19 protein-coding genes are annotated in these 24,831 nt (G+C 32.9%); 11 read left to right on the plus strand and 8 right to left on the minus strand.

Annotated elements, in window-relative coordinates; genetic code table 11:
- From acs to EYD46_RS09295, 3 genes are all read right to left on the minus strand, one after another.
- Positions 1-1,908, minus strand: a complete 1,908-nt coding sequence (gene acs / locus EYD46_RS09285) for an acetate--CoA ligase (RefSeq protein ID WP_130936814.1) — start codon at positions 1,906-1,908, stop codon at positions 1-3.
- Positions 1,909-2,108: 200 nt separating this feature from the next.
- Positions 2,109-3,890 (minus strand): sodium:solute symporter family protein, encoded by a 1,782-nt coding sequence (locus EYD46_RS09290; RefSeq protein ID WP_371870117.1) that lies wholly within the window; start codon positions 3,888-3,890, stop codon positions 2,109-2,111.
- On the minus strand, positions 3,880-4,137 hold the full coding sequence (locus EYD46_RS09295) for a DUF4212 domain-containing protein (protein WP_130936815.1): 258 nt from the start codon (positions 4,135-4,137) through the stop codon (positions 3,880-3,882). Before EYD46_RS09295 ends, EYD46_RS09290 begins: the two co-directional genes overlap by 11 nt.
- A gap of 334 nt (positions 4,138-4,471) precedes the next feature.
- Between EYD46_RS09295 and EYD46_RS09300 the strand changes: the two genes are divergently transcribed.
- Positions 4,472-5,119 carry an HAD family hydrolase gene (locus tag EYD46_RS09300; protein ID WP_130936816.1) on the plus strand — a complete coding sequence of 216 codons (648 nt, stop codon included), beginning with the start codon at positions 4,472-4,474 and terminating at the stop codon, positions 5,117-5,119.
- Positions 5,120-5,124: 5 nt separating this feature from the next.
- Here the strand turns inward: EYD46_RS09300 and EYD46_RS09305 are convergent, their stop codons facing one another.
- Both EYD46_RS09305 and EYD46_RS09310 read right to left on the minus strand, forming a co-directional pair.
- Positions 5,125-6,072, minus strand: a complete 948-nt coding sequence (locus EYD46_RS09305) for a phosphoribosylaminoimidazolesuccinocarboxamide synthase (RefSeq protein WP_130936817.1) — start codon at positions 6,070-6,072, stop codon at positions 5,125-5,127.
- 150 nt (positions 6,073-6,222) lie between these two features.
- Positions 6,223-7,176, minus strand: coding sequence for a PhoH family protein (locus EYD46_RS09310; protein ID WP_130936818.1), 954 nt, complete (start codon positions 7,174-7,176; stop codon positions 6,223-6,225).
- A 156-nt stretch (positions 7,177-7,332) separates the two neighbouring features.
- Between EYD46_RS09310 and EYD46_RS09315 the strand changes: the two genes are divergently transcribed.
- From EYD46_RS09315 to EYD46_RS09335, 5 genes are all read left to right on the plus strand, one after another.
- Positions 7,333-8,199, plus strand: a complete 867-nt coding sequence (locus EYD46_RS09315) for an SAM hydrolase/SAM-dependent halogenase family protein (protein ID WP_130936819.1) — start codon at positions 7,333-7,335, stop codon at positions 8,197-8,199.
- Between the two features lie 6 nt (positions 8,200-8,205).
- Positions 8,206-8,502 carry a putative quinol monooxygenase gene (locus tag EYD46_RS09320; protein ID WP_130936820.1) on the plus strand — a complete coding sequence of 99 codons (297 nt, stop codon included), beginning with the start codon at positions 8,206-8,208 and terminating at the stop codon, positions 8,500-8,502.
- Positions 8,503-8,635: 133 nt separating this feature from the next.
- Positions 8,636-11,020, plus strand: a complete 2,385-nt coding sequence (gldG, locus tag EYD46_RS09325; protein WP_130936821.1) for a gliding motility-associated ABC transporter substrate-binding protein GldG — start codon at positions 8,636-8,638, stop codon at positions 11,018-11,020.
- A 165-nt stretch (positions 11,021-11,185) separates the two neighbouring features.
- Positions 11,186-12,304, plus strand: a complete 1,119-nt coding sequence (dnaN, locus tag EYD46_RS09330; protein ID WP_130936822.1) for a DNA polymerase III subunit beta — start codon at positions 11,186-11,188, stop codon at positions 12,302-12,304.
- A gap of 158 nt (positions 12,305-12,462) precedes the next feature.
- Positions 12,463-13,566, plus strand: coding sequence for a hypothetical protein (locus EYD46_RS09335; RefSeq protein WP_165454364.1), 1,104 nt, complete (start codon positions 12,463-12,465; stop codon positions 13,564-13,566).
- Between the two features lie 270 nt (positions 13,567-13,836).
- On the opposite strand, the gene EYD46_RS09340 is transcribed toward EYD46_RS09335, so the two are convergent.
- The 3 genes from EYD46_RS09340 to EYD46_RS09350 form a co-directional block, all read right to left on the minus strand.
- Entirely contained in the window at positions 13,837-14,244 is a 408-nt protein-coding gene (locus tag EYD46_RS09340) for a hypothetical protein (protein ID WP_130936824.1), read from the minus strand.
- A gap of 202 nt (positions 14,245-14,446) precedes the next feature.
- Complete coding sequence (locus EYD46_RS09345; protein ID WP_130936825.1) at positions 14,447-14,788, minus strand: DUF4870 domain-containing protein; 342 nt, start codon at positions 14,786-14,788, stop codon at positions 14,447-14,449.
- Between the two features lie 71 nt (positions 14,789-14,859).
- Entirely contained in the window at positions 14,860-16,905 is a 2,046-nt protein-coding gene (locus EYD46_RS09350; RefSeq protein WP_130936826.1) for an adenylate/guanylate cyclase domain-containing protein, read from the minus strand.
- 91 nt (positions 16,906-16,996) lie between these two features.
- Here EYD46_RS09350 and EYD46_RS09355 point away from each other — a divergent pair, with 91 nt between their 5' ends.
- The 5 genes from EYD46_RS09355 to EYD46_RS09375 all read left to right on the plus strand — a co-directional run bounded on the left by EYD46_RS09355 (position 16,997) and on the right by EYD46_RS09375 (position 24,683).
- Complete coding sequence (locus EYD46_RS09355) at positions 16,997-18,829, plus strand: sigma 54-interacting transcriptional regulator (protein WP_130936827.1); 1,833 nt, start codon at positions 16,997-16,999, stop codon at positions 18,827-18,829.
- 14 nt (positions 18,830-18,843) lie between these two features.
- Entirely contained in the window at positions 18,844-19,713 is an 870-nt protein-coding gene (locus EYD46_RS09360) for a helix-turn-helix domain-containing protein (protein WP_130936828.1), read from the plus strand.
- 124 nt (positions 19,714-19,837) lie between these two features.
- Positions 19,838-20,395, plus strand: a complete 558-nt coding sequence (locus EYD46_RS09365; RefSeq protein WP_130936829.1) for a hypothetical protein — start codon at positions 19,838-19,840, stop codon at positions 20,393-20,395.
- Between the two features lie 222 nt (positions 20,396-20,617).
- Positions 20,618-21,172, plus strand: coding sequence for an OsmC family protein (locus EYD46_RS09370; RefSeq protein WP_130936830.1), 555 nt, complete (start codon positions 20,618-20,620; stop codon positions 21,170-21,172).
- 97 nt (positions 21,173-21,269) lie between these two features.
- Positions 21,270-24,683 (plus strand): 4Fe-4S binding protein, encoded by a 3,414-nt coding sequence (locus EYD46_RS09375; RefSeq protein ID WP_206662891.1) that lies wholly within the window; start codon positions 21,270-21,272, stop codon positions 24,681-24,683.
- Positions 24,684-24,831 lie beyond the last annotated feature (148 nt).

The following is a 24,831-nucleotide window of genomic DNA, read 5'->3' on the forward strand; positions in this document are numbered from 1 at the left end:
TTACAACACATTATCCATAATATCCTGAACCACTTCAGGATTTAGTAGTGTGCTGGTATCTCCTAAATTACTAGTATCATTACTAGCAATCTTACGCAAAATACGTCTCATAATTTTTCCAGAGCGCGTTTTGGGCAGACCTTTGGTAAACTGAATTTTATCCAACTTTGCAATTGGCCCTATATGTTCTGTGATAATTTGATTTATTTCCTTGCGTAAGTTATTTTGATCTCTTGTCTCTCCAACATCTTTTAAAATAACATAACCATAAAGTGCATTCCCTTTAATATCATGCGGAAAACCAACAATAGCACTTTCAGCCACAGCAGGATGTTCGTTTATAGCATCCTCAATAGGTGCAGTACCTAGGTTATGACCAGAAACTATAATAACATCATCAACACGACCAGTGATTCTGTAATACCCTACCTCATCACGTAACGCACCATCTCCTGTAAAATATTTGTTTTCAAAAGCAGAAAAATACGTGTCTTTGTAACGCTGATGATTTCCCCAAATGGTTCTTGCCATGCTAGGCCATGGAAATTTTATACACAGTCGCCCATCAACCTGATTTTCTTTTAACTCATTTCCATGCTCATCCATCAACGCAGGCTGTATCCCAGGAAATGGCAACGTAGCATAGGTTGGCTTTGTTGGTGTAGCAAAAGGTATAGGGGTTATCATAATACCTCCTGTTTCTGTCTGCCACCATGTATCTACAATAGGACTTCTATTCTTACCAATATTATCGTTGTACCAATGCCAAGCCTCTTCATTTATAGGTTCTCCAACCGAGCCTAAAACCTTCAAAGAGGATAAACTATACTTTTCTACCAACCCTAAACCTTCCTTGGCCAAAGCACGAATAGCAGTAGGTGCAGTATAGAATTGATTTACTTTATGCTTATCTACAATATCCCAAAAACGTCCATAGTCTGGGTAACTAGGTACACCCTCAAACATCACGGTAGTAGCACCATTTGCTAGAGGCCCGTAAACAATATAACTATGTCCTGTAATCCAACCAATATCTGCTGTACACCAATATACATCACCTTCTTTATATTGAAACACATTTTTAAACGTATACGCCGTATAGACCATATAACCTGCAGTAGTATGCACCATCCCCTTTGGCATTCCAGTAGAACCAGAAGTATATAAAATAAATAGCGGATCCTCTGCATCCATAATTTCAGCTTCACATTCTTTACTAGCATTTTCCAGTAAAGGTTGCACCCACACATCACGTCCCTCAACCATATCTATATCAGAATCTATTCGCTTTGCTACCAAAACAGTATCCACACAAAGACACTCTTTTAGTGCTTCATCAACGATTCCTTTTAAATCAATCGTTTTTGCGCCACGATAAGACCCATCACTAGTAATTACCATTTTGCAATCACTATCATTAATTCTCGTAGCTAAAGCCGTGGCAGAAAAGCCAGCAAAAACTACAGAATGTACCGCACCAATACGTGCACAAGCTAAAGTAGCAATAGCTAATTCTGGTATCATCGGTAAGTAAATACAAACCCTATCCCCTTTTTCAACACCTTTATCCTTTAGCACATTCGCAAACTGGCACACACGCTCATGCAACTGCTTGTAAGTAATATGTTCCGCAGACTCGTCAGGGCTATTTGGTTCAAACAAAATAGCCGTTTTATTGGCATTCGTCGTTAAATGGCGGTCAATACAATTTACCGTAATATTTAGCTTCGCACCTTCAAACCACTTTACCTCTGGCTTAGAAAAATCCCAAGACAACACTTTATCCCACTTCTTATACCACAAAAAATGTTCTTCAGCCACTTCCTCCCAAAATTGTTCAGGTTCGCGTATCGATTTTCGATAAACTTGATAGTATTCTTCTAGATGCTTTATATGGTAATTACTCATGTAATCTGCTGATTTATTTTGATTGCCTAAATTAATAAATTAAAGCACGTTTTATTATTTTTTTTTGATTTTCAATTTGGGCGTTACCCTCCTATCGTCAGGTCGGGCTTTCACTACTCAATCCCTCCTTCGTCGGGGATTTCAAACATGCCGTTCTATCCCTAACGCGGGGCGAACCCAAAAAGCAATTTTATAATACACTAATGTGTGGCCTCCCCAGCACCACTTGGTATGCGAATATGCTCAACAATTTCCTGTACATCCTCAGGTGGTGAGGGCGTAAACTTCATAATCACTACAGAAACCACAAAATTTAATATCATAGCCACTGTACCAAAACCTTCAGGTGAAATACCAAACCACCATTCACTTTTATCAGGTAATGTTTCATCAAACCACCCCAATTTATATTTTATCATGTAAAGTAACATAGCGGTAATACCTACAACCATACCTGCAATTGCACCTTCTTTATTCATACGTTTATAGAATATACCCAAAATAATGGCAGGAAAAAACGAAGCTGCTGCTAAACCAAAAGCCAATGCCACAACAGCAGCCACAAACCCTGGAGGATTAATACCAAAATAACCTGCAATACAAACGGCACCTACTGCCGATAAACGCGCCGCAATCAACTCACCTTTTTCAGAGATTGATGGCTTTATAATTTTCTTAATCAAATCATGAGATACAGATGAAGAAATTACTAACAGCAATCCCGCAGCAGTAGATAATGCCGCGGCCAAACCACCAGCAGCAACCAGCGCAATTACCCAGTCTGGTAATCTCGCAATTTCTGGATTTGCCAAAACCATAATATCTCTGTCCACATAAAGCTCATTCTTACTATCTGGGTTTGGTTTGGTAAAATCTACTTTGCCATCTTCATCCTTTAAATAAGCAGCTCCCTTTATATATTTAATTCTTCCATCACTATCTTTATCTGTAAAACTTATTAATTTGGTTTCTTCCCATTTACTAAACCATTCTGGCACTTCGTTATAGGGTTTATTGGAAACAGTTTCAATTAAATTTGTTCTTGCAAAAGCTGCTACTGCAGGTGCGGTGGTATATAAAATTACAATAAGTAATAATGCAATACCAGCCGATTTTCTAGCATCTTTTACCCGTTTTACAGTAAAAAACCTCACAATTACATGTGGTAAACCTGCTGTACCTACCATAAGTGCAAGGGTAATGGCAAATACATCAATCATTGACTTTGAACCTTCGGTGTATTGAGCAAAACCCAATTCAGTACTTAATCCATCCAATTTATCTAGCAAATATGTTCCTGAACCATCAGACAGGGTATCTCCAAAGCCCAATTGCGGAATAGGATTTCCCGTCATCTGAATCGAAATAAAAATAGCAGGTACCATAAATGCAAAAATGAGCACGCAATACTGTGCTACTTGTGTATAAGTTATACCCTTCATACCTCCTAAAACAGCATAAAATAAAACAATAAGCATCCCAATAATTACACCTGTATTAATATCCACTTCTAGAAATCGAGAAAATACAATACCCACGCCACGCATCTGTCCCGCCACATAAGTAAACGACACTAAAAGCGCACACAAAACAGCAACGAAACGTGCTGTTTTAGAATAGTAACGGTCTCCAATAAAATCTGGTACAGTAAACTTTCCAAATTTCCGTAAATAAGGTGCTAGTAATAACGCTAACAATACATATCCGCCAGTCCATCCCATCAAATACACTGCGCCATCATAACCTGCAAACGAAATAATCCCCGCCATAGAAATAAAAGACGCTGCACTCATCCAATCGGCAGCAGTGGCCATGCCATTAGCCAAAGGAGAAACTCCTCCGCCTGCTACGTAAAATTCTTTGGTGGAACTTGCTCTGGACCATATAGCGATACCTATATAAATAGCAAACGTAATACCAACTAAAATATAAGTCCAATTCTGTACGCCTATACCGGCTTCAATTAATAAACTATACATCATAACCGTACTTTTTATCAAGTTTATTCATAATGCGTACATATACAAAAATCAAAATCACAAATACGTACATAGATCCTTGTTGCGCAAACCAAAATCCCAATTTAAAGCCTCCAATACTTATGGCATTTAATGTGTCTTTGAGTAATATTCCTGCTCCAAAGGAAACCAGAAACCATATTGTTAAAAGCAAAAACAAATACTTTATATTCTCCTTCCAATAAGCAATGGCGTTTTTATGACTTTTCATAAATTTTAGTTGAGTTGGTTAAAAAATTAAAATTAGAGCTATTTGGTATAGTATCCATGTGTTAAATTATTTAAAATATGGATGATAGTTAAACATCTATATTCTTTAAATAATGAAATAACAGCTTCATAAACGCATGTAAGATATCATTTTTAATAATTTATGTAATGTTTATATACAGAAAAACAAATACACCTTTAAGTAATAATTCTTCAATAATGGAATACATTGTGTTAAGCATCTAACATTGAGATTACTTTAGAGAAACACCTCCTGTACATTATAGTATAATTGAAACAGTAGACTTATTCAATATTATTACTAGATTTGGCGCATGAAATATAAGGCTGTAATTTTTGATTTAGATGGAACGCTAGTAAACTCTATATATGATATAGCGGATGCTATGAACGAAGTACTTTTAAAGCGCAAGTATAAAACATTTGATTACGAAACCTACAAAACATTTGTGGGTCATGGTGTGAAAAGCTTAATTATAAAAGCCGTTCCTGAAAAAGATACTAATGATGAATTGATTGAAGCATGCCTTAACGATATGATGGCTATTTATAGTGAGGTTTGCACCAATAAGACTAAGACTTACGATGGTGTTTTAGAGCTTTTAGAAACATTACATTCTAAAAATGTTAAACTGAGTGTACTTTCTAATAAAGAAGATTCTTTAACAAAAAAAGTTGTCACTAGTCTACTTCCTAATTATGTAAATCCAACAATAGGCTTAAAAGAAGAGCGCTTAAAAAAACCAAACCCAGAGGTATTACTTAAAATATGTAATACGTTAAAAGTAAAACCTGAAGATAGTATTTATGTTGGAGACACCAATGTTGATATTAAGGTAGCCAAAAATGCCAATATGTTCGCCGTGGGTGTAAGTTGGGGGTTTCGGGATAAAGATGAACTTATAAAAGCTGGTGCAGATTATATACTAAATACCCCAGCAGATTTACTCAAAATTTTATAGCATTTTTATTTTAGATAGTCCAGAACGTTTGTTTCTATACGTTCTTGAATATTACTAACATCAGCTTTTACAAAAGTTTCGCCTGTAATATTTTCATAAAGTTCTATGTAACGCTCTGAGACTGTTTCAATATATTCGTCGCTCATGTAAGGCACCGTTTGTCCTTCTAACCCTTGAAAGTTATTTGAAATTAACCACTGGCGCACAAACTCTTTTGATAATTGTTTTTGCGGTTCGCCTTTTGTTTGCCTGTCCTCATATCCTTCAGCATAGAAATATCTTGAAGAATCTGGCGTATGAATCTCATCGATTAGTACTATTTTACCATCTTTTGTTTTACCAAATTCATATTTAGTATCTACTAAAATTAAACCTCTTGATGCTGCTATTTCAGAACCTCTTTGGAATAGTTTTTTTGTATAATCTTCTAGAATAATATAATCTTCTTCTGAAACTATACCTTTTGCTAAGATGTCTTCTCTAGAAATATCTTCGTCGTGATCTCCCATTTCGGCTTTTGTAGCTGGTGTAATAATAGGCTCTGGAAATGCATCATTCTCCTTCATACCTTCTGGCATAGACACTCCACACAGCATGCGTTTACCTGCTTTATACTCTCGTGCTGCATGGCCTGACATATAGCCACGAATTACCATTTCTACCTTAAAAGGTTCGCATAAATGCCCAACTGCTACATTTGGATCTGGTGTTGCTGTTAACCAATTTGGGACTAAATCTTCTGTAGCCGCCATCATTTTTGTAGCTATTTGATTTAATATCTGCCCTTTATATGGTATACCTTTTGGCATTACCACATCAAATGCCGACAACCTATCTGTAGCAATCATTACTAATTGCTCATTACTAAGATTATAAACTTCTCTAACTTTTCCTTTGTAAACTGATTCTTGATTTGGAAAATTAAAGTTGGTATCTATTATGGTATTACTCATTTTTTAAACCTATTTATGAGTTGATTTGTTATTTTCTTTAAAGTTAAGCACCAAGTTGGCTGATGATTTAGCCCCGATTGCAGCGGCATCCTTTTTTGCTTTTTCTGCAAAAAAGATATAGCGGAAAGCGGGATATAACTCCTAAAAAAATTAGTCTCTATTTTCTATACTCTTGTAAGCTTCTATTACTTTCTTGACAAGTTTATGCCTTATAACATCTTTATCATCTAAAAATATGATGCCTACGCCGTCTACATTTTTTAATATTAAAAGCGCTTCTTTTAACCCTGAAATAGTGCGACGCGGTAAATCTATTTGCCCCGGATCTCCTGTTAATAAAAACTTTGCATTTTTACCCATACGTGTTAAAAACATCTTCATTTGTGCATGGGTTGTATTTTGAGCTTCATCTAAAATCACAAACGCATTATCCAGCGTTCTACCACGCATAAATGCCAATGGCGCTATTTGTATGGTGCCTTTTTCTATATAATTTGCTAGCTTTTCTGGCGCAATCATATCGCGTAGGGCATCATATAACGGTTGCATGTAAGGATCTAGTTTTTCCTGTAAATCTCCAGGTAAAAAACCAAGATTCTCTCCCGCTTCTACAGCTGGTCGTGTTAAAATAATACGCTTAACTTCTTTATTTTTAAGCGCTTGTACTGCTAAAGCTACACCTGTATATGTTTTTCCTGTTCCTGCTGGCCCTATGGCAAAAACCATATCATTTTTATGCATGCTTTCTACCAACTTACGTTGATTTGCTGTTTGGGCTTTTATTAATTTGCCTCCAACACCATGTACTATGGTTTCTCCACTTGCTTTTGAGGTGGTATAATCATCACTGCTCTGACTCGTAAGCACGCGTTCTATTACATTTTCGTCTAGTTTATTATACTTTCCAAAGTGTTTTAAAAGCATGGTAATGCGTCTATCAAATTCTTCTAGTAATTCTTCATCACCAAAAGCTTTAATTTTATTACCGCGTGCTACAATTTTTAATTTTGGAAAGTACTTTTTAAGAAGTTCTATGTTAGCGTTTTGTGCTCCAAAAAACTCCTTTGGAGATATTTCTTCGAGTTCTAAAATAATTTCGTTCAAAAGCGTTTATTTAATATAGTTTGGGTTTAAAACATTAATTAAAATAATGTATCGTGAGATAAAATGATTTATTAGTTTTGTACATCATCCTCTCTGAATCCAAAAATACATAATTTTAGAGGAGTTAACCTTAAAAACATATCAACAAATTTGCCCATGGCAATTATAACACTAACAACCGATTTTGGTGAGAAAGATCACTTTACTGGCGCAACAAAAGGCGCCATTTACAGTGAACTTCCTAATGTAAATATTGTTGATATCTCGCATAGTGTTTCTCCTTTTAATATTCCTGAAGCTGCTTACATCATCCAAAACGCATACAATAGTTTTCCTGCTGGCACTATTCATATTATTGGTATAGACGCTGAATTAAATGAAGAGAACAAACATATTGCCATGAAATTGGACGATCATTATTTTATTTGTGCTAATAATGGTATTATGAGTATGATTTGTTCTGAAATTGCTCCAGAGAAAATTGTTGAAATAAATATTCATGATAAAATTCAAACCAGTTTTCCTGTATTAGATGTTTTTGTTAAGGTGGCTTGCCATATTGCACGTGGCGGCACTTTAGAAGTTATTGGAAAACCTATAAATAACATTAAACCTATAAACAATTTAAAACCTTATGTAAATGAGGAAAAAACCAAAATTATTGGTAGTGTTATTTATATTGACAACTATGGAAATGTAGTAACCAACGTTAGAAAGCAATTTTTTGAAACCATACAAAAAGGACGCAAGTTTGAAATTACTGCACGCCAATATAAATTTAAAACTATTTACAAAAAGTACAGTGATGTTGTAAACTTTAATACTCCAAAAGAAAAACGACAAGATGAAGGGAAAGGTTTAGTAGTTTTTAATTCTGGTGGTTTTTTAGAAATTGCAATGTATAAAAGCGACTCAAAAAAACATGGAAGCGCTGCCACTCTAATGGGATTAGAAGTGAGAGATACTATTGGTATTGATTTTACCACAGTTTCTGTAATACCACAAAACCAAGATATTTTTTAAAACATTATGCTGGTAAGAATTGTAAAAATGAGTTTTAAACCTGAGTTTGTTGGTAATTTCCTTGATATTTTTGAAGAGAACAAAACGTTAATTAGAGGGTTTAAAGGTTGTGCCTTTTTAGAATTATACAGAGATAAACTGCATACTAATATATTTTTCACTTATAGTTATTGGAATTCTGAAACTGATTTAGAGCTTTACAGAAACTCTGATATATTTAAAAGCGTTTGGAGTAAAACCAAAATTTTGTTTAATGCTAAACCTGAAGCTTGGAGTGTTGATAAATTGGAAAGTTTAGAATAGACAATAATTTAACTATAAAAACTCTACAACATAACAACTAACAACTAACAACTAACAACTAACAACTAACAACTAACAACTAACAACTAACAACTAACAACTAACAACTAACAACTAACAACTAACAAAATTAATGCTAGCTATCCTTAAAAAAGAAATAAACACATTTTTTGCTTCTCCAATTGGTTACATGGTTATTGCTATATTTTTAATATTAAATGGTTTATTGCTTTGGGTATTTAAAAGCGAATTTAATATCCTAGATTATGGATTCGCAGATTTATCAGCATTCTTTTTACTAGCTCCTTGGATTTTATTGTTTTTAATTCCCGCTGTTACCATGCGTAGTTTTTCTGATGAAAAAAAACAAGGCACTCTAGAATTACTACTTACCAAACCCATCTCACATCTCAATATTGTTTTAGGCAAGTTTTTTGGAGCTTTTATTTTGATTTTAATGGCCTTATTGCCAACATTATTATATGTATATTCAGTATATCAATTAGGTAGTACTGCTGGTAATTTGGATTTAGGCAGTACATTTGGATCTTACATTGGTCTTCTTTTTTTAGCTGCTGCTTATACTGCAATTGGTATGTTTTGTTCAACTTTATCAAATAATCAAATTGTGGCATTTATTGCGTCGATTTGTATTTGTCTATTCTTTTTCTTGGGTTTTGAAGGCATTACAGCATTAACTTCCAGTAGCTTTATAGAGCAATTGGGAATGAATTACCACTACAAAAACATGAGTCGCGGTGTACTTGATTCCAGAGATGTTATTTATTTTTTAAGTGTGGTGCTCTTTTTTATTTTATTAACACGCTTGGGGATTAAAACTGACACATTTAATAACAAAGATTACACCAAGGTTACCATACTATTAGCTGGTTTATTAGTTATAAATATTGCTTCTAGTTACGTATATCAACGTTTAGATGTAACTAAAGATAAGCGCTACACTTTAAGTGATTCGGCCAAGACTATTGTAGGTAAAGCAAATTCGCCAATAATTGTAGATGTTTTTTTAAAAGGCGAAGGTTTCCCTTCAGAATTTAGACGATTACAACGTGAAACACGACTGTTACTCGAAGAATTTTCTAATGAAAATAACAATATAAACTTTGCTTTTATTAACCCTTTAGAAAACGAAGCATCTCGCGAACAAACAATACAAATAATGACGCAGCGTGGTTTAACTCCCATGCAACTGGAAGTAAAAGAAAACGGAAAATCTACTCAAGAAGTTATTTTTCCATGGGCTTTGGCAAGTTATAACGAGCAAACCGTAATTATCCCTTTAGTAAAAACAAAAATTGGAGCCTCTCAACAAGAATTAGTAACCAATTCTGTACAACACCTAGAGTATGCATTTGCTAACGGTTTTAAAAAACTTGTAACGCCTAAACATCAAAAAATAGCTGTTTTAAAAGGCAATTCGCAATTGGAAGATAAATACATTGCAGATTTCGCTAAAACCTTAGGCGAATACTATTTTATTGCGCCATTTACATTGGATAGTGTTTCTAGTAACCCTCAAAAAACATTACAAGATTTAAACAATTACGATTTAGTTATTTCTGCAAAACCTACTGAGACTTTCACTGAGGAAGAAAAGTATGTTTTAGACCAATACAACATGAAAGGTGGTAAAAGCTTGTGGTTAATTGATGCTGTAGCTATAGAAAAGGATAGCTTGTATAACGACGCTGGTAAAAATTATGCCATAAGTAGAGATTTAAACCTGACGGATTTCTTTTTTAACTATGGTGTTCGCATCAATCCCGTAATGGTGGCAACACCATACTCTGCTCCTATTACTCTAGCCATAGGAGATGGAAGCAACTCCCAATTTCAACATTTAAATTGGCCTTACTCGCCTCTATCAAATTCTGATAGCAACCACCCAATTACTAATAATTTAAACCTAGTACGTTTTGATTTTGCAAACCCTATTGATACACTTAAAAACAATACAAAAAAGACTATTCTTTTAGAAACTGCTCCAATCTCAAGGTTAGAAGGTACACCACGAGAAATAAGTTTGGATTTAGTAACTAAACCTATAGATCCCAAAACTTTTAAAAATGAAAAGCAAACACTTGCTGTGTTGCTGGAAGGTAAATTTAAATCGGCTTTTGCAAATCGTATTAAACCATTTAAAATCACTAACAAAAAAGAAAGTAGTACAAACACAAAAATGATTGTAATTGCTGATGGCGATCTGATTAAAAATGATGTAGTACGTAACAGACCTCAAGAACTAGGGTTTGATAGATGGACTGGAAAATTATATGGTAACAAGGAATTTTTACTCAATTCGGTAAATTATCTACTTGACGATAATGGACTTATAAACATTCGAAGTAAAGAAATTAAAGTTGCCTTTTTAAATCAAGAAAAAATAGCCAAAGAAAAAACGCGTTGGCAACTGCTAAACATTGGATTACCAATAGCTTTACTTACACTATTTGGTTTTAGCTTTAACTACTTTAGAAAGAGAAAATACGCTAGTTAACTGTTAATAAGTTTGTTTCGATAAAACGTTGCTTTAAGATATATTTGTAGGTAACGATTTTCTAAATTATAAGACATTAAACATGGTTTTTTTACGATGGGTTAGAATAAACCAACTAACACGCTAATCGTAAACAACTCCAGACTTTTAAAACATAAAAAACGAATGAAATTTATTGTATCAAGTACTTACCTTTTAAAACAATTACAGGTATTGGGTGGTGTTATCAATAGTTCTAACACTTTGCCTATTTTAGATAATTTTTTATTTGAGTTAGATCATACTAAGCTTACGGTTTCAGCTAGTGATTTAGAAACCACTATGTCTTCTACACTAGATGTGGAAAGTGATAGCGAAGGTAGCGTTGCTATTCCTGCACGTTTATTATTAGATACTTTAAAAACATTCCCAGAGCAACCATTAACTTTTGTTGTTGAAGATAACAATACAGTTGAAATTAGCTCTAACCATGGTAAATACGCCTTGGCCTATGCCAGTGGAGAAGAGTTCCCTAAAGCTGTTGCTTTGGAAAATCCAAGTAAAACAGTAATTTTAGGAGATATTTTAGCTACTGCTATCAGCAAAACCATATTTGCTGCTGGAAATGACGATTTACGCCCAGTAATGAGTGGTGTGTTTTTTCAATTTTCTACAGAAGGCTTAACTTTTGTAGCTACTGACGCGCATAAGTTAGTAAAATACACAAGAGAAGATGTTAATGCTAGCCAAGTAGCAGAATTTATTATGCCTAAAAAGCCTTTAAATTTATTAAAAGGTATTCTAGCTGCTAGCGAGGATGAGGTTACTATTGAGTACAACGATTCTAACGCTAAGTTTACTTTTGAAAATTCTGAATTAATTTGCCGCTTAATAGATGGGAAATATCCAAATTATGAGGCTGTAATACCAAAAGAAAACCCTAACAAACTATCGATTGATAGAACTCAGTTTTTAAACTCTGTACGTCGTGTTAGTATTTTCTCTAACAAAACCACGCACCAAATACGTTTAAAAATTGCTGGTGCTGAGTTAAATATTTCAGCGGAAGATGTGGATTACAGCAACAAAGCCGAAGAGCGTTTAACTTGTGACTATCAAGGAGATGATATGCAAATAGGCTTTAATTCTCGTTTCTTAACTGAGATGTTAAATAATCTAGGGTCTACAGATGTACAATTAGAAATGAGCATGCCTAATCGTGCAGGTATTTTAACACCTGTGGATGGTTTAGATGAAGGGGAGCAAATTACAATGCTGGTAATGCCAGTAATGTTGAATAGCTAGTCATAGACAAAAGGTCTTGTCATGCTGAACTTGTTTCAGCATCTAGATATATTGAAGAAGCAGTAATCTATTTTTTTCGGGTTGCTGCTTTTTTAATTCATTTTGAATTTATATTAAAATCGCTTATTAACATAAATTAGAGACACAATTAAACACCAATGGGAATAACTATAAAAATGATGAATACGAACTCACTAATTTATGGAGCATTTATTAATGATGAACAAATCGGTGAAGCAGAAATAATAGGGTTTAATGGACATGGTCATAATTATCAATTCAAACCTTACAAGAAGCATTTAGAAAAGATTTTGAATTATACAATCTCGGATTTTCCTGATAGTATTTTCAATATATTATGTTCTTTTGAATTAGATGAAAAATTAGACTCTTCTTGGATGTTCAAACCTTTATCTGTTAATATAATAGTTAGAAAAGAATATGAAAATGTCAACGGAGTCATCAGTCAAGTCATTATCCATCCCGATATGGACAATTGGCTCAAAAAGTTTTCATTAAAAAATTTTGCTAGCCATTTAGAAAGTTTTTGTAAGAGCCTAGAAAATGTAAATTGCATTAGAAATGATTTTGACTTTATAAGCTCTGGTTTTGGTATTTCAATAACTTTTGAACCTAATGTGAAGATAGATGAGATATATAATGAAACTATTGATAAATTCACAGAAATTATTATCAATACCATACAAAATTGTCAAATAGAATTAAGAAAAAATTCGGTTAGAAGCGTTTTTAAATTCCCTGAAGAAATTAAAGAACCTTGTGAGCAATATTTAGTGTATTTTTCCAAGTTTTTAGCAGACATTGGCATTGAAGCTTTAACTACTATTGAAGAAGAAGCAAAGAGCGTATTATTTACTGTTACACCAAAAGAGCCTTCTACAGCTTTATCTCAGATTCGTGATGCTCTAGACATATATCTTAAAATACCTACAATAAATAATTTAGACAACTATGCAATTGGATTACAAGATTTGGGAGTAAATCAACTGATATCGAATGTTCATTTTTTAAAATCTCAATTATTACTAAGTCAATCTATAATACAAGCAAAAAATACTACAATTGAGAATCTACAGCTTCTAAATTTTCAACAAAAACTTTTATTATCAGACGCAGAGAACAACCCTTCAAATGAAGAAAAAGTTCTTAACGAAATAGTAACCATAAAAGAGTTTGATGGTAAAGGTTTTAATATTAATCTACCAAAATTATTTAGGTTGATCAGGCGTAAATTAAGTTAGAAGATGGGTTTTAATAGTTTACCGCGTTAGCGTTAGGGATTGCAGTGGCATCCTTTTTAAAACATTGAAAAGCTTAAGTTTATAATGGGTGTTTAAGATTGCTACGTCGTAAACGCCTCGCAATGACCGTAGTTTTTAAAAAGATATAGCGTAAAGCCCGACCCGAGTATGGCTGTGTCCTAAAACATTAAAAAGTTAAATCGAGGGTAGCCTGCCTGCCGGCATGCAGGCGCTCAAAATATTAATGTTCAACAAAGGAAAATATTTAACCTAATCTGCTTTTTTGAACCTGATCCAATGCCTTACATTGTTATCCAACGTGTAGGATATCTCAAGAACATTAGAAGTTACATCGTAATTGTAAGCACTGGATTTACCGTTATCGTTCTTAAGTATCATTTCATTTTTAGAAGTATTTAAGAAAAACATACCACTAGTGTTAACGGCCTCTTCAACAAGATAATTGAAAGCTATACCTTCTGAATTGTTTAACTTTTTAAACTCGATAAACTCGCAGCAGTAATTTATGGGAGGTTCTATGTTTCCATATCCTTTTTCCCATAGTTCCCATTTTCCCAACAAAATATCTTTATTGGTTTTGTTTGGAATTTTTATACTTGAAAAGGCATGAATAATGATAATTGAAAAGAATCCTAGAAGAAGTAAAATATGTTTCATGTGTATTGATTTCATTACAACATAAAAATAGATAGCATACTTATTTTAAAAGTTAGAGTTTTGTTATAAGAATGTTATGATAAGCCATAAAAAAACGCCCACTGTAAAGTGAGCGTTAATTTTATCTCATACTTCTAATAAGGTTACCCTTAAAAGATTCCTGTGGAGTTTATCTCGAGCGTAGTCGAGAGACAGGAATTCACTAACTAATAAAATTAAGAGATAAAGGGTATTTTGGAGATTCGCCATTATTAGCCCTAATTGCATTTATAATAGGAAAAAGTATTGATATTATTCCTAAAACTATTAAACCTACAATGCCCAAACCAAATAATAAAATTAATGGGATACAGATAAGGCAATACACGATTAAACTTAGCTGAAAGTTTATGATATTTTTGCCATGCTCGTCCATTTGGTGTACTTTTTCTTTTTGTGTTACCCATAAAATTAATGGTACTATTAAACTACCAAAACCTGTTACCAATGATATTAACTGGCTTAAATGGGTAATAACAATTAATTGATTGTCTTGTCGTTTCATGATGGTAACTAAATATTTTGATTGATATTTATATGACGCATCTTTTGAAGAATTGTTACAGATAAAAATATTTAATCTGAAATACCATGGGCTTCAAGTGTTTTTTTAAAGTCTGGATTATCTTTTAAATAACCAAAAAAATCGTACTGTTCCCTTCTAAAGGTTCGGGTTTGTTTATTTCTAATAGTATCTAAATGAAATAATACGCTATCTGTTTGTTTTAAGGCTGAAAAAACAACTGCTAATTGATGGCTTTTCTCTCTTGGGTGTGCATTTTTACGAATGGAATCTAATATTCTGTATGCTAAAAGCGTATCGCCCACCTTAACATAACTATATCCCAAGAAGCGATTAAACACGTTTTGCTTTTTTACCATTTCTTTTAAATAAGGTATAGCTTTACTATATTTTTCTTGTGAGATGTACAAATTAAAATAGGATCTATCTATAACAAATTGATTGCTTTTACCATGTTGCTTTTGGGTTTTATCTAGTATTGCTTTTGCTCTATCGTATTCCTTATTTGCCATTAATGCTCTAACATAACTATTGGCTGTTGGAAAAGACAGTGGGTCTAACCTATATGCTATTTCTGCTTGCTCAAGTTGCTTTTCATGTTGACTGGTATACATAAAAAATGTGGAGTATTGATGCCTTGCTGTTAAATCGTTGGGGGAGAGTTGAATTGCTCTTTGAAATGCTGTTTCGGCTGCTTCATAGTTCCCTTCAATATTATTTATAAGTCCCTTAACTGAGTAAATTCTAGAGATTTTGTCGGTTATAGCTTCTGCTTTAGCAAGGTATTCCCTAGCAGATTGTGAAGCTTCATTAGGGTTTCTACGTGAATAATATGTTTCTAGATATATGGAATTTGCAATTTCTGCATAGGCTTCAGCATAATTTGGATCTAACGTAATGGCTTCCTTGTAAAGTATAATGCTTTTTGCTAAACTTTCTTTATTTCGCTTATCTGCTTCATTTCTACCCTCTAAAAACAGTTTGTATGCTTCAATGTTTTTAGTTGGTATTTCTGCCAATTCTTGCTGCTCTTCAAAGGATAAATTAATTTGAAGTGCATCTACAATTTCCTTAGAAACTTCTGTTTGTAACCCAAATATACTTGTAAGTGTTTTATCATAGTTTTCGGCCCAAAGGTGTTCGTCGTTAGATGCATCAATTAACTGTGCAGTTATTCTAATATCGTCTCCATATTTACGAATACTACCCTCTAGAATATAAGATACATCAAGTTCTTTGGCTATTTCCGGAATTGTTTTTTGAGTATTTTTATACTGCATTACAGAGGTTCTAGAAATAACACGCAGGTTTTTTAATTTAGAGAGTTGCGTGAGTATATCTTCAGTAACCCCATCCCTAAAAAATTCTGAATCTTTCTCTGAACTTAAATTATCAAAAGGTAATACAGCAATAGATAGGTCTTTAGGAGTATTATCGTTAACCGTGAATTTTACAGAATCTATATTTAGCACAAATGCTAAAAAGACAACAAGTGCTACTATAATAGCAACATTTCGTTTCTTCTTAAAGAATGGTGTTTTAGATTTTTCTTTTTTTAACTTAAGCTTACCCTTTATCTCTTCTTTTTTAGGCACAACTAACCCATCGTTAGCAATAGCAAAAAGAGGCATAGCGTCATCAACATTTTTAAGCTCATAAGCATCTAAAAATTTAGTTTTAATATGTTGATGACTCCTTATTTGGTCATGTACCTTATCAGAAATTAAAACACTACCGGAAACTGCACAAGATTCTATCCTAGAAGTTACATTAACAGCATCTCCAATAATATCATCTTCAGATTGAATGATATCCCCAACATGAATACCTATACGAACGGGAATTTTGGGTTCTTGCAGAAATGCTTGCTGAAGTTCTATAGCACAGTCTACAGCCTCTACCGTACTTTTAAAAATGCTTAAAGTACCATCTCCAAAATATTGAATAATTTTGCCATTATACGCCTCAGTAGTAATTTCAAAAGTATTTCTATGTCGTTTTCGTATTGCTACAGCTTCCTTTTCGTTATGTTGCATCAAAGAGGTATAGCCCTCTATATCGGTAAACATAATTGCTGCGAGTTGCCGGTTGGATGACATTTTGATAATAGCGTTAGGTGCACTAAATTAAATAAATATCTCTTAAAATAATTAATATCTTTAGCTTTGAATAGTAAATCTTATATTGAAAGTGACAGAAAGCCTTATAGAATTCTTATCTGATATTCCATTTTTCTCTGAAGTTTCAAAAGAATCGCTTCAACATTTATGTGATAATACTACCGAAGAAATTTTTCTGAAAAGTGAAATTATTTTTGAGAAAAACACCATTGGAAATTCAATGTATGCTGTTTTAGAAGGCAAGGTAAAAGTGCACTATAAAAATCACATTTACGATACACTATCTAAAGGGGACTGCTTTGGAGAATATGCACTTATTGATAATGACACACGTTCTGCCTCTGTAACTGCTTTAGAAAAAACCAAAGTTTTAAAAATTGAACGTGATGATTTTTTGGATTTGCTACAACATGACAGCGGTTTTGCTCAAGGTATTTTATCTGTAATGATAAAGAGACATCGTGAATTAGATACCATACAAGAACGACTCGCTTCCTCTAAAATTGAAATTGAAAATGCCAATAGTAAATTAAGCGGTCTAGTTAATGGCGCTATGGATGCTATTATTATGTTTAATACTAATTTTAGAATTATACTCACTAACCCTTCAGCAAATAAACTATTAGAAAATGAAGATGTATTACAACGTAATGTACTTTTCTTTTTTGATGCTGAAAGTGCTGATATAATTGAAAGGATTGTAAATGCAGAGGACAACAACAATACAGTAAACACGTATTTACCGAATATCATTAAGGTTATTGGTTCTAATAATACTGAGACTTTAAACGAAGGTACAATTAGTAAATACGGTTTAGATACTAATCCATTTTACACATTAATTTTAAGAAATATTGAAGAGCGCCTGATTGCGGAGAATAAAATTAGTTTACTTACCAAGCAAACAGAATATCTGGAGAAAGAAATTAATGAGCTTACCAGTAGTTATGGCATTATAGCTGAAAACAAAAAAATGAAAGCTACTTTAAATCTTATCCATCAAGTAGCTAAAACTGACGCTACTGTTTTAATTCATGGAGAGACGGGGACTGGTAAAGAATTAGTTGCTCGAGCTATACATAAGGAAAGTAATAGAAACAACAAGCCATTAATTCGCATTAACTGTGGCGCAATTCCATCTAATCTCATTGAAAGTGAATTATTTGGCCACAAAAAAGGAGCTTTCACTGGTGCTAACGTAGACAGAAAAGGACGATTTTTATTAGCTGATAAGGGCACTATATTTTTAGATGAAATTGGGGAAATGCCTTTAGAGTTACAGCCTAAATTATTGCGCATTATTCAAGAAGGGGAATTTGATCCTGTTGGAAGTTCGGAAACTATTAAAGTTGATGTGAGAATTATTGCTGCTACTCACAGAAATCTTTTTAAATTTTCTAAAGAAGGAAAGTTTAGAGAAGATTTATATTATAGATTAAACGTATTTCCGATAGAAGTCCCTGCGCTCAGAGAACGAGGGAGTGATATTTGTTCGATAGCTCAAGAAATGATACAACAGTTTTCTAAAAAACTTAATAAACAAATTATTGCTTTAACAGACAATGATAAATCCTTATTAAATAACTACAAATGGCCAGGAAATGTTAGAGAGCTTCAAAATTTAGTGGAACGTGCTGTAATTGTATCCAAACATGGAAAAACTAATTGGCAGACTATAATTCCTGATAATTCTGAGACTAACTTTATGCAAAGAGAAGCTCAAAAAGATAGAATATTGACTTCTAAAGAATTAGCTTCTTTAGAAAAAGAGAATATCTTAAAGGCTCTAAGACAAACCAAATGGAAAATCTCTGGCTCAAATGGAGCTGCTGAATTGTTACAGCTTCCTCCAACTACATTAGCTTCTAGAATTAAAGCACTAAAAATAGAACGACCAATTTAAAACGAACTCTTAAAATGGCTATTGATGTTTACAATCATTTTTTAAAACATCCACGTTATAACAAGCTTGTAGGTAATGACTTTTTGTTGGTTGAGTATAAATGCCCATTGGAAGTAGAGAATTTTAAATTATGGACAGATACGCCTTTTATTACTTACGTTATTAGTGGACAAAAAGATTGGACAGCACTAGAAGGTACTTATACTATAAAAAAAGGAGAAGCCTTATTTATTAATAAAGGGGTGTATAATACCAAACAATATTTTGAAGTAGATTATTGCGTTATGCTATTTTTTATTACAGATGATTTTATCAGACGTTTTGTTAAAACCAATAAAGATGTTCTAAAAACACCTATTACAAATAATCCTAAGGCGCAAATATTCCCGATACAAGTAGAAGATTCATTAAATTCATTATTCCTTTCTGTTTTTAATTACATGAATCAAGGCAATAATATTCCTAAAGACTTAGTAGAAATAAAATTCAGGGAGTTACTATTTAATATTGCCTTAAACCCTAGCAACCAAAATTTAATAAGCTTTTTTAAATCTCTTACGCATACAGAAAAAACATTATTAAATGATGTTATGATGAAGAATTTTCATTGCGATTTAAAACTTGAAGACTATGCGCGTATCTACGGAAAAAGCCTATCAACTTTCAAGAGAGATTTCCAAAATTATTATAACGAAACTCCCAGAAAATGGCTAAACACAAAACGTCTAGAATACGCTAAAACCCTACTTGAAAATCCAGAACTCAACATTAATGATGTATGCTTTGAAAGTGGATTTAAAAATGTTGCTCATTTTAATCGCAGTTTCAAGGAGAAATACCAATATCCTCCAAATCAATATCGTAAACTATTTATAAATAAATAATTTTCAACTTTTTAGACTTAATACGCCTCTTGAACTTTCTAGCAATAAAGTTGAACTTTAGCGGCAATTCATTACTCTAAAAGCATAATACTTTTGGCTCATAATAATTAAACATCAAAATATTATGAGAACTTTAATTGTATCAATTGTATCCTTCTTAATTACCTTTAATTTTTTAAGTGCTCAACAAAGCAAATTAGCACTTTTTGATTTAGAAGCAACTGTATTTAAGAACACTTCATTTAGTGATGATACTCCCAAGTTAATTCCTATTAATTCAGATTACCTAAAAAAATCTTCTTCTAGAGAATTACCCTATATTGTTAAATCATGGAAATCTCGATTAGTTAACTATAATTTAAAAACCAGTGTCGTATTTGATGATTCTGAGAAATCTACTTATCAAATTACTTATAAAAACAAACAGGTAAATATTTTAGCTATTTACAACAATAATGGTAAGCTGCTATCTACTAAGGAAACCTATAAAAACATCAAACTACCTCTAGCACTTAGAATTCGCATATCAAAAATGTATCCAAATTACGCATTTGTAAAAAACACTTATCATACTAAATACAACTATAAGACTGGTGTTTCGAAAGACTATTACATTGTACAAATCGACAACGGCAAGTATAGAAAGTCTATAAAATATAACGGAAACCTCATATCCCATTAAGAATTACAGATAGAACATATACCTCGTATAAACATTTACGAGATCTCATTAAAAAACTAACGACATCTCGTTAATACACGAATAATAGTTACTTAAAAACATCATAAATGAAAAATTAAACACATGAAATTCAGTAACTTATAGTTTTTGGCACGCCAATAGCATTATACAAGTCAAACATTTAAAAAAATCAAATATTAATCAATTTAAAAATTAGAAAACATGATTACAACAGCAAATGTAAAAAACGGAGTAAACGTAGATCAATTAGTTGAAACTATCAACCACATTCAAGAGCAACCAGAATTAGCAAAATTTGAATTTAGAGCTAAAAATAACTGGATTGATGGAGGGCATTGTGTATCTAGTATTAAAAGTTTTTATGGTGCAGGACAAGAAGACACCACTAGAGAAGAGACCTTTACTATGGAATGCAGCCACCCACAAGTATTACTAGGAGCTGACGAAGCTGCAACTCCACCAGAAGTTTTATTACACGCATTAAGCTCTTGTTTAACTGGGGCAATGGTATATCATGCCGCTGCAAACGGTGTTGATATTGAGGGAGCAGAATCTAGCATTCAAGGTAACGCGGATTTACATGGCTTCTTAGGACTTGATCCTGAAGTACGTATGGGGTTTGATGGCATCAAATTCAAATTACGTGTAAAATCTGATGCTACAGCAGAGCAATTAGAAAACTTTGCTAAGTTCTCTCCTGTATTTGATATGATTAGCAACCCTACTCCTATTTCAATTGAAATAGTAAAACAGTAGAGTCTCATTTAGAAAAGGCTACTCCAAAGTTATGGAAGTAGCCTTTTTTCATTTCAAATATTTCATTAACAACACCACCTAAATAATGAAAGCTTTCATGAAAAGTACCCTAAACGCAAACCAGGCTGTAGCTCAAATTGCATACAAAACAAATGAGGTTTTTCCTATTTACCCAATCACACCTACTTCAGAAATGAGTGAGTTGGTAGAACAATGGAGTGCTGAAAACAAGAAGAATATCTTTGGCAGTAACACTTCTGTATTTCAAATGCAAAGCGAAGCTGGTGTTGCTGGCGCAATGCATGGCGCATTACAAACAGGAAGTTTATCATCAACTTTTACTGCATCCCAAGGCTTACTATTAATGCTCCCAAACATGTATAAAATTGCAGGAGAACTCACGCCAAACGTTATTCATGTAACTACAAGAAGTATTGCAACACATGCGCTATCTGTCTTTGGTGACCATAGTGATATCATGGCAGTAAGACAATCAGGTTACGCGATGTTAGGTAGCGCATCAGTTCAAGAAGCTCATGATTTTGCTTTAATCTCACAAGCAACTTCTTTAGAATCTTCAATTCCTTTTATTCATTTTTTTGATGGTTTTAGAACTTCTCATGAAATCAACAATATTGAAATTATCAATGACGACCTGATTCAATCTATAATAAGTCAAAATAAAATTAAACAGCATAGAGATAGGGCTTTAAATCCAAATACTCCTGTTTTAAGAGGAACTTCCCAAGGACCAGACGTGTTCTTTCAAAGTAGAGAAGCTATCAATCCTTTTTATGACGTATGCGCTGATACTGTTGAAAATATTATGAATCAGTTCGCCACATTAACAGGAAGGCATTATAGGCTATTTGACTATGTTGGTCATTTAAAAGCTGAACAGATAATCATCTCAATAGCATCCTCAACTGAAACAATTGAAACCACCATAAATCAACTCAATACACAAGGAGAAAGACTAGGGCTTATAAAAGTTAGACTATTTAGGCCTTTTAGCACAAAACACCTTCTTGCTGCTTTACCAAAATCAGTAAAATCCATAGCCGTTTTAGACAGAACAAAAGAACCAGGTTCTGCAGGAGAGCCTTTATATTTAGATGTACTTAAATCTATTTCAGAGGCATTTCAAAATAACCAACTAGCCATTTTTCCTAAAGTTATTGGTGGTAGATATGGCTTATCTTCAAAAGAATTCACGCCTGCAATGGTTAATGCCATATTCAATAATCTAAAACTAGACCATCCTAAAAACAACTTCACTATCGGTATTAACGATGATGTAAACCATTTAAGCTTAGAGTACACTGAAAACCTCAACTTAAAAAACAATATGTATCAAGCTATTTTTTATCAGGAAAAAGAAGTTAATGATAGCTTTTCTAATACCCTAGAACATATTGGCAGCAAAGAAAACACTTATATTCAAGGATATACCGAATGCAATTATAAAAAATCAAATTCATATCATATTGTTCATTTAAGAATAGATAATCAGCCTATTAAAGCACCATATCTTATAACCCAAGCTGATTTTATAGGTTTTCAAAACGCATACTCTACTTTAAACGACGATATATTAAATAAACTGAGTGTTAAGGGAAAATTATTAATTAATTCTTCACAAACACCTAAAGCTTTTTGGAAGTCTTTATCAGCTGAACACCAAAAACTTATAATTAACAAACATATTGATGTATTTATAGTAAATATAAACGAACTCAAGGCAAATCGAGTTATAACAAATCATTCTATATCTGAATTTCATGCTTGCTTTTTAGCCTTAACAAAAGATATCCATACAGACAATGATTTCACACATTTAAATGAATTCATTCATAAAGTAAACACTACTACATCCAAAGCGGTACATAAAAAAATACCATTTGAGAATACTTTAAATAATGGTCTACTAGGAAAATTACTATCAAATAAAAGCAATGATATTCCTGTAAGTCTACTTCCTGTAGATGGTACTTTTCCAACGGACACATCACAATATAACCCAATTCAAAGTAATACATACGTACCAAATTGGAATACAGATTTATGCTCACAATGCGGTGCATGTAGCATGGCTTGTCCTCAAGCGGCATTACGAATTAAAGTTTACGACAGCACATATAAGAATGATGCTCCAAAAACTTTAAAATCCATAATTTCTAAAGATTTCAATTTAATGAATTACACTATTCAAATACATCCAGAACAATGTAATGGGTGCAATAACTGTGTAGATGCATGTTCTGTAAAAGCATTGAAACTTATCAAAAGAGAAAATACTCAAGACGAAAAAAATAACTGGAATTACTTTGCAACCATACCTGAATTTAACCGAGTAAAAATCGATGTTTCAAAAGTTAGTCAACAACAATTACAAGAACCTCTATTTAAATATTCAAGTGGTGTTGAAGGTTGTGGAGAGGCGCCTTATCTTAAATTGATGTCTCAACTATTTGGAGACAGACTATTAATAGCTAATGCAACTGGAGCCAGCTCAATTTTTGGAGGCGCTTTACCCACAACACCTTGGGCAAAAAATAAAAATGGACAAGGTCCTGCTTGGTCAAACTCACTATTTGAAGATAATGCTGAGTTTGGTTTAGGTTTTAGAATGTCTTTAAATCAAAAGGAAAAATATGCTAAACATCTCCTAAAAACTTTAAACCCTAAACTAAGCCCTGATTTAGTTAATTCAATTTTAAATGCAAAACAATGTAACGAAACTGAAATAGACGAACAACGGAAAAATATTGAACTGCTAAATGATAAATTATCTAAAATCAATTCCAAAGAAGCCAAACAGCTTTTAAATTTATCAGAGTATCTTATTAAAAAAAGTGTATGGATTGTTGGTGGTGACGGTTGGGCTTATGATATTGGATTTGGAGGCTTAGATCACGTCATAGCTTTAGGAGTAAACGTAAACATTTTAGTTTTAGATAATGAGGTTTATGACAATACAGGTGCGCAAGCATCGAAATCTACGCCGTTTGGAGCGGAAGCAAAATTTGCTTTCAATGGTAAACATAAACAAAAAAAAGATTTGGGCGCTTTAGCAATGACCTATAATAATGTTTATGTGGCATCGGTTGCTATTGGAGCAAATCAAGAACAAACATTGCAAGTATTTAATGAAGCTGAAAGTTTTAATGGACCTTCAATAATTATAGCATATTGCCACAGTGACTCTCATGGTATTGATATGAAACATCCAAGCAAGTATCATAAAGCGGCAGTAAACTCTGGACAATGGTTGTTATATAGAAACGATCCTAGACGCTTAAAGAAAAATTTACCTCCTTTACAGTTAGATTCAAATACACCTTCAATTAAAATTAAGGATTATATGAAATTAGAACAACGATTTGTAAAACATATAAATTCTAATGAGGTAAATACTAACATAGATGATATTCAAAAACAAATTAATATTAGATTAAAAAAGTATAAGACACTTTCAAATAATATACCTCATAAAACCTATTCAGGGTAAAACACTAAAAGCATATCGCAGTTTAGACAAAACGATTAAAAAAGCTTTATAAAGGAACCGGAATTTACCTTATCATTTTACAGAAAAGAACTAATTGTTAATCTCAAATTAGCATAATAATTTTTGGCATTGTATTTTCGGCACAATA

The organism is Hyunsoonleella pacifica (assembly GCF_004310335.1).
GTDB classification, from domain to species: Bacteria; Bacteroidota; Bacteroidia; order Flavobacteriales; family Flavobacteriaceae; genus Jejuia; species Jejuia pacifica.

Bases quoted from the DNA above. Each gene is read 5' to 3' on its own strand.
- acs (WP_130936814.1), bottom strand. From the start codon at position 1,908: ATGAGTAATTACCATATAAAGCATCTAGAAGAATACTATCAAGTTTAT.
- EYD46_RS09290 (WP_371870117.1), bottom strand. From the start codon at position 3,890: ATGATGTATAGTTTATTAATTGAAGCCGGTATAGGCGTACAGAATTGG.
- EYD46_RS09295 (WP_130936815.1), bottom strand. From the start codon at position 4,137: ATGAAAAGTCATAAAAACGCCATTGCTTATTGGAAGGAGAATATAAAG.
- EYD46_RS09300 (WP_130936816.1), top strand. From the start codon at position 4,472: ATGAAATATAAGGCTGTAATTTTTGATTTAGATGGAACGCTAGTAAAC.
- EYD46_RS09305 (WP_130936817.1), bottom strand. From the start codon at position 6,072: ATGAGTAATACCATAATAGATACCAACTTTAATTTTCCAAATCAAGAA.
- EYD46_RS09315 (WP_130936819.1), top strand. From the start codon at position 7,333: ATGGCAATTATAACACTAACAACCGATTTTGGTGAGAAAGATCACTTT.
- EYD46_RS09320 (WP_130936820.1), top strand. From the start codon at position 8,206: ATGCTGGTAAGAATTGTAAAAATGAGTTTTAAACCTGAGTTTGTTGGT.
- gldG (WP_130936821.1), top strand. From the start codon at position 8,636: ATGCTAGCTATCCTTAAAAAAGAAATAAACACATTTTTTGCTTCTCCA.
- dnaN (WP_130936822.1), top strand. From the start codon at position 11,186: ATGAAATTTATTGTATCAAGTACTTACCTTTTAAAACAATTACAGGTA.
- EYD46_RS09335 (WP_165454364.1), top strand. From the start codon at position 12,463: ATGGGAATAACTATAAAAATGATGAATACGAACTCACTAATTTATGGA.
- EYD46_RS09340 (WP_130936824.1), bottom strand. From the start codon at position 14,244: ATGAAACATATTTTACTTCTTCTAGGATTCTTTTCAATTATCATTATT.
- EYD46_RS09345 (WP_130936825.1), bottom strand. From the start codon at position 14,788: ATGAAACGACAAGACAATCAATTAATTGTTATTACCCATTTAAGCCAG.
- EYD46_RS09350 (WP_130936826.1), bottom strand. From the start codon at position 16,905: ATGTCATCCAACCGGCAACTCGCAGCAATTATGTTTACCGATATAGAG.
- EYD46_RS09360 (WP_130936828.1), top strand. From the start codon at position 18,844: ATGGCTATTGATGTTTACAATCATTTTTTAAAACATCCACGTTATAAC.
- EYD46_RS09365 (WP_130936829.1), top strand. From the start codon at position 19,838: ATGAGAACTTTAATTGTATCAATTGTATCCTTCTTAATTACCTTTAAT.
- EYD46_RS09370 (WP_130936830.1), top strand. From the start codon at position 20,618: ATGATTACAACAGCAAATGTAAAAAACGGAGTAAACGTAGATCAATTA.
- EYD46_RS09375 (WP_206662891.1), top strand. From the start codon at position 21,270: ATGAAAAGTACCCTAAACGCAAACCAGGCTGTAGCTCAAATTGCATAC.